Below are 17,975 nucleotides of genomic sequence, written 5' to 3' on the forward strand. Positions count from 1 at the left end.
TTACTAGCTGGTTTTTCTGCTTCCATGACAAGGGAAAGTTACTTTCGCCGTGTCCATTTTTACCCGACCACCTCAGGGTCTCGGCCCGCAGCCGCGCGGTTTGCCCCTGCCGTACGGTAGCCACGTAGCGGGTGTAGTCGCGGTAGCCCACGCGCGGGCCGCGCTCCTCCCGATTGTCCATATCGGCCAGGGCCACGCGGGTAAAATACAGCGGCGAGTCCTCGTTGCCGCCCCAGGCGGTGCTCACGCAGTAGCTGGGACAGGTGGTCGCGGCGGCCGTTTCCTGCTGGGTAGAGTCGGCGTAGGTGGGGCCGGTGGCCACCAGCCGGATGGCGTAGGCACCGGGCACCGCGTAGGTGTGGGCGGGCGGTGCGGCTGCCGTGGAAGTAGTGCCATCCCCAAAATCCCAGCGGTAAGCCGTACTACCCACGCTCAGGTTCGTAAAAGCTATTTTCAAGGGCCCGCACGTCTGAACGTAAGCCAACCGGAAGGCTGGCTTGGGCATCAGCGTGTTGGGCAGCACTACGACGGTTCGTCGCCGCTGGCGGACAGTTTAGCGGCGCAGCGCGGCAGTACTTGCTCAGCTTCGGGCGCCACGTGGCCACCGAGCCCCGCGCCCTGTTTCGAATGCAGCACTTCCTGCGGGAAATCTATTTGCTGGGAGGCCTCTCGCCTGAGCAGCAGAGCCACGCCGCCGTGGCCGTATACGTAGCTGGCTTACAGCCCCTGCTACTACTCACGCACGACTTGCACCGGCAGCTACTCCGCTGCATCACGCACGTCTGCCGGCTGCTGCCCTTTGCGGAGCAGGGGCTGCGGCGCGATTTTGAACAAGCCTGGCAGACTGTTAGAGAGTTGCGGCAGCCGGCGCTGCTAGGCTAATTCATCGACTGCCTCCCATCACTGCATGGCATCAGTAGCGTTTCTTTTCTTGTGCAAGGGCCTGCATTATTCTTCCCCACTGCCTCATCAAAGAATCGCCCTGCAAGCTGAGATTCCCAACTACCCATTACCTGACTCGGGCGCTACCAGTGGCTTCCGCTGCTACCAGCACGGCAGTAAAATACGTCGCCCTACTGGCTCATTCGAGCGCCACTCACAACGAGCAGGCAGTCCCCTCCCCTATTAGTATTGCCCCCTCTCGTTCATTGTAAGGCGGGCTATCCGCCGGGCACTGTCCTCGCTATTGCATACTTTCAGCAGGCTGTTGACAGGTTACACTTTGGGCTCACCAGTGCCCCATCCCTGGGGTTCTGCCACTGCTGGTCACCAAAATCTCCCACGATTCTGGTCCGATTGCCTTCCATTCTAGCCTCTTACCCGCATACTTTATTGCCCCTGGCTCGACGTTGTGGGCTTGCCTCGCCGCCAGCACCCCTCACCCGAACGAACACTTTTTGGGGCCTACACCCTTCGGAAGGAGCTTTTGGCAAAGCTTATCAGTCGCTTACCCTGCTCATCCTTTTCAGGGCTAAGACTCAAGCCCAGCCAACGCTTACCGACAGTGTCTGCCGATGAAGCGGCCGCTTTTCCGCTGCTTCTAGCGCTGCCACAAGGCTGGTAAACTAGGCTACTCATTAGGTCCCCAGCTGACTCTTCCTTTTTCCGTTTCCTTACAGAATCCACCACCTTGTGTATCACTAGCTTTCAAACGTTACCCTTGTCAGGGGTAACTAGCTCGTGTTGCCATATTGCTGGTGTTGCCGTATTTTCATATTTTGACTATGTTTGTATTGCTGTACTGCTTGTGTTGCAGTATTTATCAAACAGCAAAAGTTTCGCATGAGTGCCGTTCTTCAAAAAGATAAATAATTTAGTATATTTGGATATTGTAAATAAATATTCGGCAAATAAAAATAAGCAGGCATAACGCATAATGCAATATGATTGAGTGTTTTGCAAATAAAAAATTGCCGTAAATACGTATTGCAGCATGACCAGCACCCCCCTTGTTTACGCATAACTATTACACGCATATTGCAGTATTGCTCGTATTTTTGTGTTGACCATGTTTTTGTGTTACAGTATGGCTAGTAAATTTATATTGCGTATGTTTTTATGTTGCGGTATGACTGATATTTCTATGTTGCTTGTATTTTTGTGTTGCAATGCAAGTAGTATTTTTGTGTTGACCATGTTGTCATATTGCAGTGTTGCCCGTTAGCAGCCTTCTTTTAAATATTTTACTTTACCAACATATGCGTATCCTAACATTTGCCAACAACAAGGGGGGGGTCGGCAAGACTACTTCCGCCCTGTCGGTTGCCCACCGCCTGGCCGAGCTGGGCAGCCGGGTGCTCTTCATTGATGCCGACCCGCAGGCCAATGCCAGCACCGCCTCGGGGCTGCCAGCCGAGCACCCGCACCTGGGCCTGGCGCTCACGGAAGGGGAGGGGGTGCCCGCGCTGGCCTCGCTCTGCTACCCGCTCAGCGCGGGGCTGAGTATGGTGCGGTCGGCGCGCATCATGGCCCAGCAAGAAAAGGGCTTCGGCAATGCGCCCGACTACCAGTTCTTTTTCCGCCACCAGCTCGAAGACGTACAGTCCCGTTTCGACTACGTCATCATTGACACTGCCCCTAACTTGGGGCCGCTTACCGTATCAGCACTGGTGGCCAGCGAGGCGGTGTTCATTCCGCTACAGCCCAATTTATTTGGCAGCGAGGGGATGACGGCGCTCATCGAGATGGTGGCTCGCCTCAAGCGCAACTTCAATCCGCAGTTGCGGGTCGGGGGCATTTTCTTCACCAAATACTCGCCTACCTACCGCAAGGCCCTGCACCACCAGTACGCCCGCGACCTTCAGGCCGACCCGGCCCTGGCCGCGCTCATTATGCGCCAGACCATTCGGGAAAACGTTTCGCTGGATGAGGCCCAGAGCATGCAGCGGCCCATCTATGACTGGGCACCTAATTCCAATGGAGCCGCTGACTACCGCGGCCTCACAGACGAAATTCTCACCCGTATTTCCTGATTTTTATGGGTAAGCCCTCCATGACTGGCACGCGCCCTAGGGTGGCCGCGAGTGCCGACGACCTGATATACGGGGTAGAGCCCAGTGCGGCCCCAGCCCCCTCCCCAGTGGCGGCCATCGCCCCCGCCGAACCCGAGCCCACCGCCCCCAAGGAAGTAAGCCGGGTGGTTTTCACCAATCAGCTTAAGCCCGAGGTGTACCGCGAGCTGCGCCAATACGAGTACTGGGCGCACATGGAGCTACATGAGGTGCTACACGAGGCCCTAGTGGCTTACCTGGCCGATAAACCAGAAGCCAAGAAGGCCCTGCCCCCCAAAGTAGCCGCTAAAACGCTCAAGCGCCTGGTGCGCAAGCCTGACTAGCGAAATACCAGTTGACTACCGGCGTCGGCCAGAGCCGTACGCCGGGCCGGAGCCCCTTCTCTGCCAGATAGGGGAGGAGTTTCCGGCCATTGGGGAGGCTACTGCCATTTGGCTAGCCAGAACAGCCCCCACGCCGCTACAGTGAAAGCAATAACACATAGGGAGGCCTAGCAACGGGTAGCAAGGCCCCAAGAACCCCCTTGCGGTGGGCTGTAGGCGAGCGGGGATGCTGCTGACTAGCTCAGGGTCAAGTGAAGTACTGCCGATGCGCTGGAGGGGCTCTTATTGCGTCCAGACTGTTAATCGGGCCGCTGACCGATTGCCATAATTTCGGCTTTTACCCAAGTAGGGCAGAGGGAGAGAGCTAGTGCTCATTTCATAGCTCCCGCGGCTAGGCGATTCTGCAAAAAGAGGGCTTATAATATAATAAGTATTATATTATAATTTTTTCGCGGCCGGTGTGCGAAGCCAGACTTGACATTTGACTGCTAAAAGCGAGTTGGCGAAGCCACCAACTTTCTAAAAAAAATCACTAGCTAGTCTTTACTTATTAATAAGTTTTATAGTCTTTACTGGTCCCATAACATATTGATTAGTAATTGTTTGCGAGGCCCATCTGCTACCAAATTGCCGTTATCTGCTACCAAATTGCCGTTATCTGCTACCAAATTGCCGTTTCACGACTACCAAATTGCCGTTTTAGAAAACGTTATCTGCTACCAAATTGCCGTTATCTGCTACCAAATTGCCGTTTCACGACTACCAAACTGCCGTTTTAGAAAACGCTATCTGCTACCAAATTGCCGTTTCGGAGGGCCTTTGGTAGCTGCTACCAAATTGCCGTTTTGCCGGGCCGGCGAGTGGCCATCGCAGAGAAATTCGTACCTTGAAAACCCCATCTGCTACCAAATTGCCGTTTTGTGACCAGCCAGCTAACCATCATCTCGCCGCGACCAGAAGTGCGCCAGCATAATGCGCTGATAAACAGTTCATTTGTGCTCAATACCTTAGAGTGGCGCGCCTTTACGGCGATTTTGGCGCGCATCCACCCGGACGATGAGGAGTTCAAGGAGTACTTTATCCCGGCCCCGGAATTGGTGGGAGAAGAAACAGGGGGAAGTGCCTACCTACAAATCAAGGGATTAGCCAAGCGCCTGCTGAACCGGACGCTGTATGTAGAGCTGCTGGGGCCGAACGGGGAGCGGATGAATAAGCCCGACTACGAGTACATTTCTTTCATCACCAAGGCGCGCTACATGCGGCAGCGGGGCGGCCTTTTTGTGAAGGTCAACCCCGATTTTGTGCCGTATTTGCTGCAATTAACGGAGCGAGGTAACTTCACAAAAAGCCTGACTACGGAGCTTAAAAGCCTGAATAGCAGTCACTCATTCAAGATTTACTGGCTGCTATCGGAGTACCGAAAGTTTGGTACGCGTGTCTTCACGGTGGAAGACCTGCGGTTTCGGCTGGGCATCCGGGCCGATGAGTACGCCGACCGCTTCAACAACTTTAAAGCAAAGGTGCTGGACAAGGCGCAGGAAGAGCTGGCTGATACCGACTTATGCTTTGAAATGGAACTGCTGCGCGAAGGCAAGGCGGTGAAGCAGATTCGCTTCACGTTCAATGCCAGTCCCCTCGTGCTGGAGCCATCTGCTACCAAATTGCCGTTAGCAACGACGGACACGCCGCCGGTGCAGGAGGCCTGGGCCGCCGAGCTGCTGACCATTGGGGTAGGGGAGGCCGGCTGCGATGTTATCGGCCGGCACCTAGCCGAAGGCCAGTACCCGGTTGAGTACCTGAGCTATGTGCTGGAGGTGATGCGCCGGCCCCGCAAGGCGAAGATTCGCAAGCCGGCCGACTACGTCTACAAGTGCATTACGGGCAAGCTGCTGCTCGAAGAGTTTCGCCGCAGCCTGGAGCCCGTGGCAGTGCCAGTAACGCAAAAGCCGGTGCGAAAAGCAAGTAGCAAACCGGTCCCGGCGGCCCCGGCCGAAACAGTTTACCAACTCGGGGAAGTGCGGGAAATGTATGATAATCCAGGGCCTTTCATCAAGCGGAGCGAACGTGCCCCTACGTTTGAGGAGCACCTGCAACGCATTTACTTGAGCCAGGGCTTTGTGATGGAAAAGCGGGGTGGCAAGCAGGTGCTCGTATTAAAAACCGGGCAGCAGTAGGCCCGCCCTTGGACTTGTTTCCTAGAGGCTGTCATGCACTTGCGGCGTGTTTGGCCAACATAATACAGGCGAAGACCACAAAATGCAGCTGTTGTAAGCTGGTGCTTAGCCGTTCGCAAGCACGGCCCAGCCGCCGGAAGCGACTCAGCCAGGCAAAGCTGCGCTCGACGACCCAGCGGCGCGGCAAAAACACGAAGCCCGTCTGCCCTTTTGGGCTTTTTAATAACTTGTAGGTCAATTTAGGCGCACCAGGCGGCGCACGCGCTTTTCGTTGACCAAATAGCCGGCCAGGCGCAAGTGGTCACGCAGCCCGCGCACGCCCGTGAACTTATGGCGCGTAATCCTCCTCGAGCAGGCGCATGAGCGTCAGGTTTAGCGCAGTTTCGGCTTTAGGCTGGTAGTAGAAACTGCTGCGAGCCAGCCCCAGGGCCTGGCAGCGAGCGACTACCGAGCTGCCGGCTGGGTCGGCGGCTTGCACCAGCAAGCGTTGCTGGGCGGTGCTCATCGGGGCTGCGTTTTTTTTAGCAGCGTATTTTCCATCTGCAAGCGGCCGATGGCGGCATAGAGCGGCTCCACGTCGGGCGGGGCCGCCACTGGCGCGGGGGCTTCGGTAAAAACCTGCGCGGCTTGTTGACGCAGGTGCAGCTTCCAGCGACTGATTTGGGCCGGGGCCAACTGATAGTGAGCGGCCAACTCGGCCAGCGGCTGGCGCTCGGCGAGGGCGGCCAGCGCTACCTCGGCTTTGAACTCGGCCGTATAGTGACGGCGGGTGCGTTTGGGACTCATGACGTTGACTAAGATAGCCCGCCTAAACTGTCCAACTATTGGGGAGTACTACTGGGGTGGTCGGGTGCCAGCGGACACGGAGCTAAGGATAGGTTAAAGAGATAATGGAGTTCGATTTCGAGCGGGGTGCAGTAGCCCAGCGCGGAGTGCAGGCGCTGCGTGTTGTAGTAATGGTCGAGGTAGTCAGCTAGTTCGAGGCGTGCCTCTTCCAAGTCGGCAAAGCAGGCTCCACGGGGCAGCAGTTCCGTCTTGAGCGTGCTCCAGCCGCTCTCGGCCAGCGCATTATCGTAGGGATTGCCTGGTCGGCCTAGGCTGGCAATCGCCTGCGTGCGGTCCAGCAGGGCGGTAAAGGCGTCGCTGGTGTACTGGCTGCCGCGGTCGGCATGTACCAGCACCCTGGTGGAGGCTGGCAGCTAGCCACCGCCCGATTAAAAGCAGTCAGAATCAAGTCGGTGTGTAAGGAGTCGCTGACATGCCAGCCCACGACGCGCCGGGAAAAGGCATCGCGCCAACAAGCCAGATACGCCCACTGCCCGGTGGCTAGCGCCAGGTAGGTGATGTCGCCCACCCAGATTTGGTTTGGCGCCGTGGCCGCCGGCCAGGTGGCTAACTTGTTAGCGGCAGCTACGGCCTGCGGGTCAGCCTGTGTGGTGCGCGGCCGCGAACTCACGCGCGTGCACAGGGCGCGTAAGCCGCTGGCGCTGAGCCAGCCGCGCAAACGCTGCCGACCTACCTCGTGGCCCTCGCGGCGCAACTGGGCGCGTAGCCGACGCTGGCCATAGCGGCCGGCATGGCTGGTAAACACGCGCCGGGCCGCCACTTGCCAAGCGGGCAGCGCCGGCTCGGTCGCCGGAGCGGGCGCCCGCTTGCGCCAGGCGTAGTAGCCGCTGGGGCTGGCGCCCAGCAGCTGACACTGCTGCCGCACGGGCCAGTAGGCAGCCTGTAAGGCAATAAAAGCGAAGCGTTTCATCGGCCCGTCGGTTGTGAAAATGCGTGTCAAGCATTTGGGAGATGGTCAGCGCTTTTTTTAAAATATCGCGCTCCATTTCGGCGCGGGCTAGCTGTGCCCGCAACTGCTTGTTTTCCTGCTCCAACGCTTCGCTGCCCGCAGGGTGGGCCGCTTGCGCTCGCGCGGCCCGCACCCAGCGCCCGAGCAGCGCCTCGCTCATGCCCAGTGCCTGCGCTACGCGTGCGGCCGCCTGTTCGTCCTGGGTCACGCGGCGTATTGCCTCGACCCGAAAGGCCGTATCATACTTGGTTCGCTGCCGTTTACCAGCTGGTTTTTCTGCTTCCATGACAAGGGAAAGTTACTTTCGCCGTGTCCATTCCTACCCGACCACCTCAACTCCACGATTACGCTAGACGCGGACATTCGCTTACTGACGTTCGAAGAGACCGAAGGTCTTAGAGGGAATAGGGAAAATCAATGGCTATGTTTAGGTGGCGGCCCTTTGGCCAGTCGGCGCAGCATGAGCTGACAAAAACAGGCTTTGCTAATGGCCTCACTGACACGCGGATTGGTTTCGTAATCTCGGCCTGCCACGCGGCGGTACTTACTGAGCCAGCCGAAGGAGCGTTCCACGACCCAGCGCCGGGGTAGCACCACGAAGCCCTTGGTGCCGGGCGGGCCCCGGATAACCTTCACGCGCAGGCCCAACGCGGCGGCAGCCGTGGCCACGAGCGGTCCTTGGTAGCGGGCGTCAGCCCAAAGCAGCTGCAACTGCGGGGCGCTGGCCTTTGCCTGGGCTAGCACCGGGGCCGCGCCCACAGGGTCTTGCACGCTAGCTGCCTGCACGAGTACAGCCAGGGGCAGGCCCTGGGTATCAACGGCGATATGACGCTTACGGCCAGCTACTTGCTTGCCCGCGTCGTAGCCGTGACAGCCCCCCTTTTACCGCCCGTGCGCACGGACTGCGAGTCGATGGCCCCTGCCGTGGGTTCGGCCTCCCGGGTGAGTTGGTGCACCTGCCGCCGCAGACCGTCGCGCAAGCGGTCCCAGGTACCGTCCTCACGCCAGGCTTCAAACTGCTTGTAGACCGTGCGCCAGGGGGGTAAGTCATGGGGCAATAAAGGCCAGGCGCTGCCGGCCCGCAACTGGTAGAAAATAGCGTTGAGTAACTCCCGTTTACTATGCAGTGGGGGCCGACCTAGACCACTAGTGCGCACATAAGGCTCAACCAGTTGCCATTCAGTAGCCGTTAAATCAGTAGCATAAGCAGCGCGAAACATAGACCAAATTTACATAGCGCTTTCTTTTCCCTACTCCCTCTGAGAACATGTTTGGGAATTAGGGATTAGTAGCTCGCCGCAGGGAACTGGTTAAGTTGGCGAGTAAGAAACTGCGTTGACATAGCAGTGCAACCTTTGTGCGAACCGGTCCTGGGCCCGCTGCGAGGGAGCGGGGTAGGTAGTTGCTACGGGAAAGTTACATCTACCATCAATGCATTCATACGTCAATGAGCTTGTAATAAAGCAGATAGCGCGTAAAAACAATATGATATTATTCGTGTAATATCCAAGAAACAACGATTACGGAATTTTACATCGTTAAGCTAAGCCCGCTTAAAAATAGCGCTTGCTTGGTTTCGAAATGCATCGAGGTTACTGCTATCCACTGCCTAGTGCTGCGTTAGTAGCACGTAGCCAGCGTTTGGAGTTGGGGTGCTTCGCTGGTAGGATTAGTAAAATGGATAATTTATGGCAAATAGCGACGCGCTGAAATATGATTTCTTACAAAACTTACTGCGTCACTATGCTAGAAAATAGTGGCTGGTGCTACTTAGCTAAGGTGCTAGCTTTTGCTTGTTTGCTGCTAGCTAGTCAGGGAGTAATAGCGGCTAGTAGGCCGCTCACTATGTTAGCAGGGCAAGTGCGCAACCAAGCTAATGCCCCGATACCGGGGGTAGTTATTATGGTTAAGGGCCTGGGCACAGCCACTACCACTAACGCCAGCGGCAATTTTATGCTGGCATGCGAGGAGGAAACACCACTGTTGATTCTTAACTGTGCGGGTTACCAAACGCAGACTCTGCTTGTACAAAAAAGCAATTCACTCGCTATCGTACTCTACAAGGTTGGAGAAGTGGCGCCCATTCGAGCGGGCCTCGAGGCTAATCGCGCCTCCATAGTTGTCGCTGATGAGCCGCCAGCTTTTCCGGGGGGTGTAGCAGCCTATCGGCTCTACCTCAAACAAAACTTTCATTATCCTGCCGAAGCCCAAAAGCAAAGTACCTCCTGCAGTGTGCTAGTAGGCTTTGTGGTGGATGAGATGGGCCGTATTCTCGAGGCAGAAGTGGCCAAAGGCTGTGGGGCTGGGCTTGATGAAGAGGCACTGCGGCTCGTCCGCCTGATGCCTTGGTGGACGCCCGCCCACCTAAAAGGCAATCCCGTGCGAGCGGCAACCTACCTGCGTATAAAGTTTGAATTGCAGTGAGTTGTAGTAGCTGTTTAAGTTAAGCGAGCAAGTCGTCGGATATTGGCTACGTAAAGCCAAGCGTTCGCGTGTGTCATTTTGCGTTCATAATCTTTGGCCAGTCGTCGGTTGTTGCCCGCTGCGCTCGACTACCCAGCGCTTCGCGTGGATAAAAAAGCGCTCTCACTGCGCCAGCACGCCCGTGGGCAATTGGATGCCGCGTTGGGCTAACTGCTGCCGGAAGCGAGAGCCGAAGCCACCATCCACAAAGATGATTTGCACTTGGTCGAGCAGTTCGTTGTGCAAGGCTAGGGCGTCCCAGACCGTGGCACTTTTTGAGGTAGCAAAGAGTAGGAACAGAGAGTACTGGTAGGCGTATTCGTTGAACGACATTTTCCAATTTAGGAGGGCAACTCATTGCTTTGAACAGTTCAGAGCAGACAGCCTATCTTCCTCTCACTCGGCCCGCAGGCTCAGCACGGGGTTGCGGCGGGCGGCTCGCCAGGCCTGCACGCTTACGGTGAGCCAAGCAATGAGTAGGGCCCCCAGTCCGGCCGCCGCGAAGTACCACCACTGCCACGCCACGTGGTAGGCAAAGCCTTCCAACCACCGCTGCAGTAGCAGGTAGCTCAGGGGCAGCGCCAGTATGATGGCCACGACCACCAGCCTGGTCAGGCTGCTGGTCAACAGCCAGACAATGCCCAGCTCGCTCGCGCCCAAGGCCTTGCGGATACCGATTTCTTTGCGCCGCCGCTCGGCGGTGAAGGCCGCTAGCCCCAGCAGGCCCAGGGCGGAAATGAGAATGGCCAGCCCGGCGAAGTAGCGGGCGAGCACCGCCACCCGCCGCTCGGCTACGTACTGGGCCTGGTAGTCGGCATCCAGAAATGTGTAGTCGAGCGTAAAGCCGGGGTTGTAGGCGGCGTACAGTTGCTGAAGCCGCGCAATCGCGGCCTGTTCCGCGTTGGGCTGGAGCTTCACTAGCACCGTGTTAATCGTGGGGTCGAGTTGGAGGCGAAGGGGTTTGATTTTTTCGTGCAGGGACTCGTAGTGGAAGTCGTGGACCACGCCCACGATGCGGGCCCCGTCGAGCCGTTGGCCCACGGGGTCCGGCATCCCCAGGCCGGCCACCAGGGTCTGGTTGACGATGATGGCGGCGCTGTCGGCGCGGAACTGCGGCGCAAAGCTGCGGCCGGCTACCAGGTGCAGGCCCATCGTTTCCACCAGGTCATAGTTGACCAGCATCGTCCCTACTGGCAGGCGCTTACCCCGCCAGCTCATCTCCTCAACGTGGCGCCCCCCCAGGAAGCCGCCCAAGACGCTGGACGCCTGCACAACGCCGGGCAATTTCTTCACCTCGGCCAGAAAGGCCGCCTGCTGGCGCGCCGCCTTGCCGCCCGTATCAAAGCGGAGCACGTGGGCTTTGTCGTAGCCCAGCGGCTGGCGCTGCACAAACGTCAGCTGCGCGTTGACCACTACGACGGCAACGATGAACAGCACCGAGAGCGTGAACTGCAGCACGACCAGGCCCTGCCGCGTCCACACGTCGCCGGCCTTGGTCGGCAGCTTGCCTTTCAGCACGGCCGCCGGCTGGAACCCCGACAGGTAGAACGCGGGGTAGCTGCCCGCCAGCAGCCCCGTACCCAGCGCTAGGGCCAGGCCGGCCCCCACCAGCTGCCACTCCCACCGCAAGACTAAGGGCTTGCCCGTCAGCTCACTGAACTGCGGGAGCACGAGCTGCACCAGCCCCACGGCCACCACCAGGGCCAGCAAGGCCATCACCACAGACTCGGTCAGGTACTGCCCCACCAGTGCGGCGCGGCTCGCCCCCAGGGCCTTGCGAATGCCCACTTCCTTGACCCGCCGCGAGGCCTTGGCAGTGAACAGGTTCATGAAATTGATGCTGGCAATCACCAGAATGAGCCCGGCAATCAGGGCGAACAGCCGCACGTAGGCAATGCGCCCCCCGGTGGCGACGCCGTTTTCGTAGGTGCCGTGCAGGTACCCCGCTGCGAACGGCCGCACAAACAGCGTGCGCCCCTGGGCCTGGGCCTGCGCGCTTTTGGTCTTCAACAAGCCCGCCAGCTTAGCTTGAAATTGCGCGGGGTCGGCCCCCTCCTTCAAGGCCAGGTAGGTGGTGAAGGGGCCGTCGTCGTCCCACTTGATGGTCTCGCTCATCTGCATCCGGTCCCTGAACGAGGCAAAGGGCAGCACGAAGTCAAACTGCTCGGACGAGTTGCGGGGCACCCCGGCAAAGACCCCGGCCACCAGGCTGGTCTGCGTGCTATCGGCGGCCAGTTGCCATTTCACGGCTTTGCCCAGGCTGCGCTGCGGCGACCCAAAGAGTTTGGTGGCCAGGGCTTCGGAGAGGACAATGGCGTGTTTATCCCGCAGCACCGTGGCGGGGGTACCCACCAGCAGGGGGTAGGAAAACAGCTGGAAGAAGGCCGGGTCCGCGTATTTGGGGACGGCGGTGAGCTGCTGGCCGCCCGCCGCCAGCGTGAACGGGGGAAAAAACGGGACCGGCGTGGTAGTGGCCACGAATTCAATCTCCGGCATTTCCCGCCGCAGGGCCTCGGCCAGCAGCGGCACGGTGCCGGTTTGGGTCTCGATGCCGGCGGCCGTGCGGCGGTTTTCCAGCACCTGGTAGAGCCGGCCGTCCAGGGCGTGGTAGCGGTCGAAGCTGCGCTCGTCGCTTATCCACAGGTAGATGAGCAGCGCGCAGGCCAGGCCGGTCGAGAGGCCAATTAGGTTGATGAAGAACGTGCTTTTGAACCGCTTAAAGTTGCGGTAGAGTAGCAGCAGGGGGTAGGGGAGCATGGCCGAAGGGGGAGGAAGGCGTTCAGAATTGGCTGCGGCTGTTTTCCAGCACCACCTGCCCGTCGAGCAGGCGGATGACGCGCCGGGCGTACCGGGCGTCGTGCTCCGAGTGCGTGACCATGAGCACGGTGGTGCCCGCTTCGTTCAACTCGGTCAGCAGGCCCAGCACGTCGTGGCCGCTGGCCGAGTCGAGGTTGCCAGTGGGCTCGTCGGCCAGCAGCAGCGGCGGGGCGTTCACCACGGCGCGGGCCACGGCCACGCGCTGCTGCTGCCCGCCCGAGAGTTGCAGCGGAAAGTGGTTGCGCCGGTGCAGCAGCTGCATTTTCTCCAATACTTGTTCCACCCGCTGCCGCCGCTCGGCGGCCCCCACGCCGAGGTAGCGCAGGGGCAGCTCCACGTTTTCAAACACCGTCAGCTCATCAATCAGGTTGAAGCTCTGAAACACGAAGCCCAGGCTGCGCTTGCGCAGCTCGGCCCGCTGGCGCTCCGAGTAGCGGCTAGTCTCGGTGCCCAGCAGTTGCAGGCTGCCGCCGTCGGGCTCGTCGAGCAGGCCCAGCAGGTTGAGCAGCGTTGATTTGCCGCAGCCCGAGGGGCCCATGATGGCCACAAACTCCCCTTGCTCCACGCTCAGCGAGACGTGGCTCAGCGCCTTGGTTTGCACCTCTTCGGTGCGGTATATCTTCTCCAGGTTTTCGGTCTTAATCATGATTATCAGTCTTTTATGGCCAAGTAGTTACTGACGTTACGCAGTAACATCAGTTATTAAAATGCCTACGGCCGCCCGTTATCCAGTACCAGTTCCTGTTGGTCGGCGTAGCCCTCATAGCTGGACGTCACAACCTGGTCGCCGGGCCGCAGGCCCGCTAGCACCTCGTAGTAGTCGGGGTTCTGCCGACCCAGCCGGATGGCCACCCGTTGGGCTCGGGTGCCGTCGGCCCCCAGCTTGAAGGCCCAGTTACCCACAGTTTGCTGGTAAAAGCCACCTTTGGGCAGCAGCACCGCCGGGGCCTTCGCACTCAGCGCCAGCCGGATGGGTAGGGTCTGGCCCCGCCGCAGGCCCGGTGGCGGGGTGCCGGTAAAGGCCAGGTCAATTTGCAGGCCTTTGGCCACTTGGGCGAAGATTTTGGTCACGCGCAGGGGGTAGGCCCGGCCCTCCACCACCACTTCGCCCACCTGACCGGCTCCAATGCGAGCAATGTAAAACTCGTCCACCGCGGCGTGTAGTTTCACGCCCGCCAACGCGTCAATCTGCCCCAGGCGCTGCCCCCGGGTTTTGGCCTCGCCCACTTCCGCGGCCAGCGAGCTGAGCCGCCCGCCGACCGGGGCCCGCAGCAGCAGGTCGTCCATCTTGCGCCGCATCAGGGCCAGGTTGCTGGTCATGCGCTGTACCGATTCCTGCATTGTGCCCAGCTGCTGCTGCATGGCTATGGAGTCTTGCCGCAGGGTCTGCTGCGTCAGCTGTCGCCGGCGCCGCTGGTAGCGGTAGGCGTTCTGGCTCTGCAGGTAGTCCTGCCGCGCAATCACCTTCTGGTCGTACAGCACCTGGTTGGTGTCGAACACCCGCCGGGCCTCGGCCAGCTGAAAGTCGATGTCGGCTAGCTGGTTTTGGCGCAGAATGCGGTTTTGCAGTAGTTGGGTGCGGGTGTTGTGCAGGTTGTTCATCAGGTCGTACACGGCCGTTTCGCGGTTTACCATTTCCAGTTGCAGGTCGGGGTTAGCCAGCCGCAGCAACGGCTGGCCCGCCGTCAAGGTCGTGCCTTCTTCCACCAGTACCTGCTGCACCGTGCCGGCCTCCACTGCGTCCAGGTACACGGTGCGTAGCGGCTGCACCACCCCGTCGATGGCCGTGAATTCCTGAAAATTACCCCGCGTAACGGGGCTGATGGTCAGCCGGCTGGCCGCGACGTGCAGCCGCTGGCCCGGCCTAGGCCAGTAGAGGCCGGCCGCGCCCGTACCCGCCAGCAGTAGGGCCCCCAGCCACCACCAGCGGGTGACAAACGACCATTTTTTCTTCGGTATCAGGACATCCATTCAGTTTGGCGCAGGCACTAGCCGCAAAAAGCTAGTGACCAGAGGTGCCAAGAACGGTGCCTTACTCACAAACCTTTGCTAATCAGCAGTCTGATTTTAAGTCCTGGTTGACAGTTTCAGCCAAGCGTCCGGTTTTGATACAGTTGACCGTTCAGTTCTGATACAGTTCGAATCTATTGATGGGCTGAAAACCGCCTGGCCGACTGAAATTCAGTATTTTCCGATGCCTGCACGATTTATGTGGCCTGCATTGGACGAGTGCCTGCCAATCCCGACTTTTACGTTTTACCAAGCCTTTTTCATGAATCTTAAGCACGCCCGCATCCTGGTGGTGGACGACGAGCCCGATGTGCTGTTCGCGCTCAAGCTGCTGCTCAAAACCGAGGTGCGGGAAGTCGTGACGGAGCGCAACCCGGAGCTGCTGCTCTCCCTGCTCCGCCAGCAGCCCTTCGACTCTGTGCTACTCGACATGAATTACCGCAGCGGCCAGGCGACGGGCAACGAGGGCTTCTACTGGCTGGGCCGCATCCTGGAGCACAACCCCACTACGGCCGTTATCCTCATTACGGCCTATGGCGACGTGCGCACGGCAGTCCGCGCCCTCAAAGCCGGCGCCACCGACTTCCTGCTCAAGCCCTGGCACAACGAACAGCTGCTGCAAACGCTGGCCGCCGCCCTCCAACCCAAACCCGGCAGCAAAAGCGGAGGCACCCCGAAAAAAATAGTCGGGCCGGCCGCGACTACTGCTCTACTCGGAGAGTCAGTTGCCATGCAGGAAGTCCGCACCATTATTGAAAAGGTTGCCCCGACCGAAGCCAACGTGCTGCTGCTCGGCGAGAACGGCACGGGTAAGGAACTGGTCGCCAAATCCCTGCACGAGCAGTCGCGCCGGGCCGCCCGACCCTTCGTGGCCGCCGATGTGGCCGCCCTCAGCGAGGGGTTGTTTGAAAGCGAGCTGTTCGGGCACACTAAGGGCGCGTTCACGGATGCCCAGGCCAGCCGCGTGGGCCGGTTCGAGGCGGCCACCGGCGGAACCTTGTTTCTGGATGAGATTGGCAACATTGCCCTGCCGCAGCAAGCCAAGCTGCTCACGGCCTTGCAAAACCGCCAGGTGGTGCCCGTCGGGAGCAACACCCCCGTACCGGTGGATATCCGGCTGTTGTCGGCCACCAACGCCCCGTTGCACGCCCTGGTAGCCCGCGGCGCCTTTCGCCAGGACTTGATGTACCGCCTCAATACGGTCGAAATCATGCTGCCGCCCCTGCGCGAACGGGCCGACGACGTGCAGCTGCTGGCCCAGCACTTCGCGCAGGTGTACGCCGCCCGCAACCGGCAACCCGTGCCGGAATTTAGCGCCGCGGCCCTGCGCAAGCTCCGCGAGTACCCCTGGCCTGGCAACGTGCGGGAACTGCAACACGCCGTAGAGCGGGCCGTTATCCTGGGGGCTGGCCCCGTGCTACTTCCGGCCGATTTCTCCTTTCGGAACCTTGAATCGGCGGCTACTTCCGCGGTGGCAGCGCCCGCTGCGACCGTGGTTGAGAATCCGCTGCCGTTGCTGGAAGTAGAAAAACACACCATCCAGCAGGCCATTGCGCGCCACCAGGGCAACCTCACCAAAGCCGCCAAGGAACTGGGCCTCACCCGCACTGCGCTATACCGTCGGCTCGACAAGCATGATATTTAATATTTTAGATGTCAGAATATTGGGGCGGCTAGTGCTGCTGGTGGCCGCGTTGGGCGGGGGCGGGTACGCCACGCTACACCACGCTTACTGGTTAGCCCTGGGGGCCCTGGGGCTGCTGCTACTCCTGGTCCTGGACCTGGCCCGCTACCTAACGCGCGGCCAGCAGGCCCTGGCCGATTTTACGCTGGCCCTCAAGTACCGCGACTTTTCGCGGCAGTACCCGGCGCGGTCCATCCCGGCGTCGCTGCGGCCTTTGCACGAGGCCTTCAACCAGGTCAACGCCACATTTCGGGATTTGCGGGCCGAGCAGGAAGGGCAGTTTCAGTACCTGCAAACCATCCTGGCGCTGCTCGATACCGGTATCGTATCCTACGACGCGGTGGGCACCGTGGCTTGGGTGAACGAGGCATTTAAACAGACGCTGCACCTGCCGTACCTGAAAAACATCCAGGCGCTGCAAGCCCGGCAGCCGGTCCTCTACGAGGCCATCTGCCGGGCAGTTCCCGGCCAGCCCGTGGTAGTGAAGCTGACGGTGGGCCTCCGAACGGTGCAGCTGCTCCTGTCCGCCACCCAGTTTAAGCTGCGAGGTGAAGCGTGCACCCTCCTGGCCTTCAAGAACGTGAGCCAGGCCCTGGCGGATACCGAAACGGCCGCCTGGCAGCAACTGCTCCGGGTGATGACGCACGAAATCATGAACTCGGTTGCCCCCATTGCTTCGCTGGCTGATTCGTTGGGCCGCCACGTGCAGCGCGCCCGGCAGCAGGAGGCTTCCGCCGAATGGCTCGACGACGTGGGCACCGGCATTCGCATCATCCAGCAGCGCAGCGAAGGGCTGCTGCGCTTCGCCCAAGTGTACCGGGACTTTAGCACCCTGGCCTCGCCGCAGCGCACGACTCTTTACGTGCAGGAATTGCTTCAGACTACCTGGCAGCTACTGGCGGAGCAACTGGCTGCGCAAGGCATTGAGGTCACCCTTAGCATCCGGCCCGCGCACCTCACCCTGCACGCCGACGGCCACCTACTGGAGCAAGTGCTTATCAATTTGGTACTTAATGCGGCGCAGGCAGTCACCCAAACCCCTAACCCTCACCTTAGCCTGCTGGCCTGGTCCGATGAACAGGAGCGGGTGGTTATTGAGGTAAAAGACAACGGGAGTGGCATACCCGCCGACGTACTGGACAGCATTTTTATTCCTTTTTTCACCACCCGCCCCAACGGCTCCGGGATTGGGTTGAGCCTAGCCAAGCAAATCATGCAGTTGCACCAGGGCAGCATTCAGGTCCATTCCGTAGCGGGGGCAGGCAGTGCGTTTCAACTGTGGTTTCCCCCTCAGCTACCCATCAGGGGTATGGGCATAATCCTACGTTAAGTAACAGGGACTGCTCCCATGCTGCCACCGGTAGGGACAGCTAAGTAACGGTAAATGGTGGCCCGGCCGACACCAAGTAATTATCCGATTTCGGCTACTGTTTTGTCCTGCTGCAAGTAGAGCGTCTTGGCCGCCTGGGCTTTAGAAAGGGCCTACCTGTGCACGCTGACCGAGGTAGCCAGTACACCAGCGAAGCCTTTACCAATATACTCGGCCGCACGCAGACCATTGCCAGCCTGAGCCGACCCGGCAACGCCTCCAATAATGCCCTGGCTGGGAGTGACTGGCGTATACTAAGAGGCTATCCAAATAGGGATTAATTTGGGGTATGGCTACTACTCAAGAGTTCATCATTTCCGATACGTTAT

Annotated in this window: 18 protein-coding genes and 2 pseudogenes; 7 read left to right on the plus strand and 13 right to left on the minus strand. The window is 59.6% G+C overall.

From position 1 onward, the window contains the following. The coding region (locus ACYVGC_RS24495) for a PKD domain-containing protein (protein WP_460586479.1) at positions 1–457 on the minus strand (457 nt) is incomplete at its 3' end. A 140-nt stretch (positions 458–597) separates the two neighbouring features. Here ACYVGC_RS24495 and ACYVGC_RS24500 point away from each other — a divergent pair. The 4 genes from ACYVGC_RS24500 to ACYVGC_RS24515 all read left to right on the plus strand — a co-directional run bounded on the left by ACYVGC_RS24500 (position 598) and on the right by ACYVGC_RS24515 (position 5,508). Further along, the gene (locus ACYVGC_RS24500; RefSeq protein WP_460586480.1) at positions 598–882 is read left to right on the plus strand and encodes a hypothetical protein; all 285 of its coding nucleotides are present in this window, start codon (positions 598–600) and stop codon (positions 880–882) included. 1,316 nt (positions 883–2,198) lie between these two features. Then, positions 2,199–2,972 (plus strand): ParA family protein, encoded by a 774-nt coding sequence (locus tag ACYVGC_RS24505; protein WP_460586481.1) that lies wholly within the window; start codon positions 2,199–2,201, stop codon positions 2,970–2,972. A gap of 5 nt (positions 2,973–2,977) precedes the next feature. Continuing rightward, positions 2,978–3,334: a hypothetical protein gene (locus ACYVGC_RS24510; RefSeq protein ID WP_460586482.1), complete on the plus strand. Its 357-nt coding sequence runs from the start codon at positions 2,978–2,980 to the stop codon at positions 3,332–3,334. Positions 3,335–4,293: 959 nt separating this feature from the next. After that, on the plus strand, positions 4,294–5,508 hold the full coding sequence (locus tag ACYVGC_RS24515) for a replication initiation protein (protein ID WP_460586495.1): 1,215 nt from the start codon (positions 4,294–4,296) through the stop codon (positions 5,506–5,508). Positions 5,509–5,539: 31 nt separating this feature from the next. Here ACYVGC_RS24515 and ACYVGC_RS24520 read toward each other — a convergent pair. The 8 genes and pseudogenes from ACYVGC_RS24520 to ACYVGC_RS24555 all read right to left on the minus strand — a co-directional run. Further along, positions 5,540–5,734: pseudogene (locus ACYVGC_RS24520) on the minus strand (transposase); the annotation flags it as partial. Positions 5,735–5,836: 102 nt separating this feature from the next. Next, positions 5,837–6,013, minus strand: coding sequence for a hypothetical protein (locus ACYVGC_RS24525; protein WP_460586483.1), 177 nt, complete (start codon positions 6,011–6,013; stop codon positions 5,837–5,839). After that, the gene (locus tag ACYVGC_RS24530; RefSeq protein WP_460586484.1) at positions 6,010–6,294 is read right to left on the minus strand and encodes a transposase; all 285 of its coding nucleotides are present in this window, start codon (positions 6,292–6,294) and stop codon (positions 6,010–6,012) included. Before ACYVGC_RS24530 ends, ACYVGC_RS24525 begins: the two co-directional genes overlap by 4 nt. Before the next feature lie 35 nt (positions 6,295–6,329). Further along, positions 6,330–6,689 carry a transposase gene (locus tag ACYVGC_RS24535; protein ID WP_460586485.1) on the minus strand — a complete coding sequence of 120 codons (360 nt, stop codon included), beginning with the start codon at positions 6,687–6,689 and terminating at the stop codon, positions 6,330–6,332. Beyond that, entirely contained in the window at positions 6,602–7,264 is a 663-nt protein-coding gene (locus ACYVGC_RS24540; RefSeq protein ID WP_460586486.1) for a DDE-type integrase/transposase/recombinase, read from the minus strand. Before ACYVGC_RS24540 ends, ACYVGC_RS24535 begins: the two co-directional genes overlap by 88 nt. 97 nt (positions 7,265–7,361) lie before the next feature. Next, positions 7,362–7,589: pseudogene (locus tag ACYVGC_RS24545) on the minus strand (transposase); the annotation flags it as partial. A gap of 128 nt (positions 7,590–7,717) precedes the next feature. After that, entirely contained in the window at positions 7,718–8,128 is a 411-nt protein-coding gene (locus ACYVGC_RS24550) for a transposase (RefSeq protein WP_460586496.1), read from the minus strand. Between the two features lie 17 nt (positions 8,129–8,145). Beyond that, positions 8,146–8,523 carry a transposase gene (locus tag ACYVGC_RS24555; protein WP_460586487.1) on the minus strand — a complete coding sequence of 126 codons (378 nt, stop codon included), beginning with the start codon at positions 8,521–8,523 and terminating at the stop codon, positions 8,146–8,148. A gap of 625 nt (positions 8,524–9,148) precedes the next feature. Here ACYVGC_RS24555 and ACYVGC_RS24560 point away from each other — a divergent pair. Continuing rightward, positions 9,149–9,727: a TonB family protein gene (locus tag ACYVGC_RS24560; protein ID WP_460586488.1), complete on the plus strand. Its 579-nt coding sequence runs from the start codon at positions 9,149–9,151 to the stop codon at positions 9,725–9,727. A 162-nt stretch (positions 9,728–9,889) separates the two neighbouring features. On the opposite strand, the gene ACYVGC_RS24565 is transcribed toward ACYVGC_RS24560, so the two are convergent. The 4 genes from ACYVGC_RS24565 to ACYVGC_RS24580 form a co-directional block, all read right to left on the minus strand. Continuing rightward, the gene (locus ACYVGC_RS24565) at positions 9,890–10,099 is read right to left on the minus strand and encodes a hypothetical protein (protein ID WP_460586489.1); all 210 of its coding nucleotides are present in this window, start codon (positions 10,097–10,099) and stop codon (positions 9,890–9,892) included. Between the two features lie 63 nt (positions 10,100–10,162). Continuing rightward, a complete protein-coding gene (locus tag ACYVGC_RS24570; protein WP_460586490.1) occupies positions 10,163–12,523 on the minus strand; it encodes an ADOP family protein in 2,361 nt (786 codons plus the stop codon). Positions 12,524–12,545: 22 nt separating this feature from the next. Further along, positions 12,546–13,229, minus strand: a complete 684-nt coding sequence (locus ACYVGC_RS24575) for an ABC transporter ATP-binding protein (protein WP_460586491.1) — start codon at positions 13,227–13,229, stop codon at positions 12,546–12,548. Between the two features lie 65 nt (positions 13,230–13,294). Further along, positions 13,295–14,554, minus strand: coding sequence for an efflux RND transporter periplasmic adaptor subunit (locus tag ACYVGC_RS24580; protein WP_460586492.1), 1,260 nt, complete (start codon positions 14,552–14,554; stop codon positions 13,295–13,297). Positions 14,555–14,855: 301 nt separating this feature from the next. On the opposite strand from ACYVGC_RS24580, the gene ACYVGC_RS24585 reads away from it, so the two are divergent. Beyond that, entirely contained in the window at positions 14,856–16,238 is a 1,383-nt protein-coding gene (locus ACYVGC_RS24585; protein ID WP_460586493.1) for a sigma-54-dependent transcriptional regulator, read from the plus strand. Next, on the plus strand, positions 16,228–17,607 hold the full coding sequence (locus ACYVGC_RS24590) for a sensor histidine kinase (protein WP_460586494.1): 1,380 nt from the start codon (positions 16,228–16,230) through the stop codon (positions 17,605–17,607). Before ACYVGC_RS24585 ends, ACYVGC_RS24590 begins: the two co-directional genes overlap by 11 nt. Positions 17,608–17,975: the final 368 nt, after the last annotated feature.

It is taken from the genome of Hymenobacter arcticus (assembly GCF_054779975.1).

What these genes read in the sequence shown, in the direction of transcription:
- ACYVGC_RS24505 (WP_460586481.1), top strand. Translation starts at nt 2,199, where the DNA reads ATGCGTATCCTAACATTTGCCAACAACAAGGGGGGGGTCGGCAAGACT.
- ACYVGC_RS24510 (WP_460586482.1), top strand. Translation starts at nt 2,978, where the DNA reads ATGGGTAAGCCCTCCATGACTGGCACGCGCCCTAGGGTGGCCGCGAGT.
- ACYVGC_RS24525 (WP_460586483.1), bottom strand. Translation starts at nt 6,013, where the DNA reads ATGAGCACCGCCCAGCAACGCTTGCTGGTGCAAGCCGCCGACCCAGCC.
- ACYVGC_RS24530 (WP_460586484.1), bottom strand. Translation starts at nt 6,294, where the DNA reads ATGAGTCCCAAACGCACCCGCCGTCACTATACGGCCGAGTTCAAAGCC.
- ACYVGC_RS24540 (WP_460586486.1), bottom strand. Translation starts at nt 7,264, where the DNA reads ATGAAACGCTTCGCTTTTATTGCCTTACAGGCTGCCTACTGGCCCGTG.
- ACYVGC_RS24555 (WP_460586487.1), bottom strand. Translation starts at nt 8,523, where the DNA reads ATGTTTCGCGCTGCTTATGCTACTGATTTAACGGCTACTGAATGGCAA.
- ACYVGC_RS24560 (WP_460586488.1), top strand. Translation starts at nt 9,149, where the DNA reads ATGTTAGCAGGGCAAGTGCGCAACCAAGCTAATGCCCCGATACCGGGG.
- ACYVGC_RS24565 (WP_460586489.1), bottom strand. Translation starts at nt 10,099, where the DNA reads ATGTCGTTCAACGAATACGCCTACCAGTACTCTCTGTTCCTACTCTTT.
- ACYVGC_RS24570 (WP_460586490.1), bottom strand. Translation starts at nt 12,523, where the DNA reads ATGCTCCCCTACCCCCTGCTGCTACTCTACCGCAACTTTAAGCGGTTC.
- ACYVGC_RS24575 (WP_460586491.1), bottom strand. Translation starts at nt 13,229, where the DNA reads ATGATTAAGACCGAAAACCTGGAGAAGATATACCGCACCGAAGAGGTG.
- ACYVGC_RS24580 (WP_460586492.1), bottom strand. Translation starts at nt 14,554, where the DNA reads ATGGATGTCCTGATACCGAAGAAAAAATGGTCGTTTGTCACCCGCTGG.
- ACYVGC_RS24585 (WP_460586493.1), top strand. Translation starts at nt 14,856, where the DNA reads ATGAATCTTAAGCACGCCCGCATCCTGGTGGTGGACGACGAGCCCGAT.
- ACYVGC_RS24590 (WP_460586494.1), top strand. Translation starts at nt 16,228, where the DNA reads ATGATATTTAATATTTTAGATGTCAGAATATTGGGGCGGCTAGTGCTG.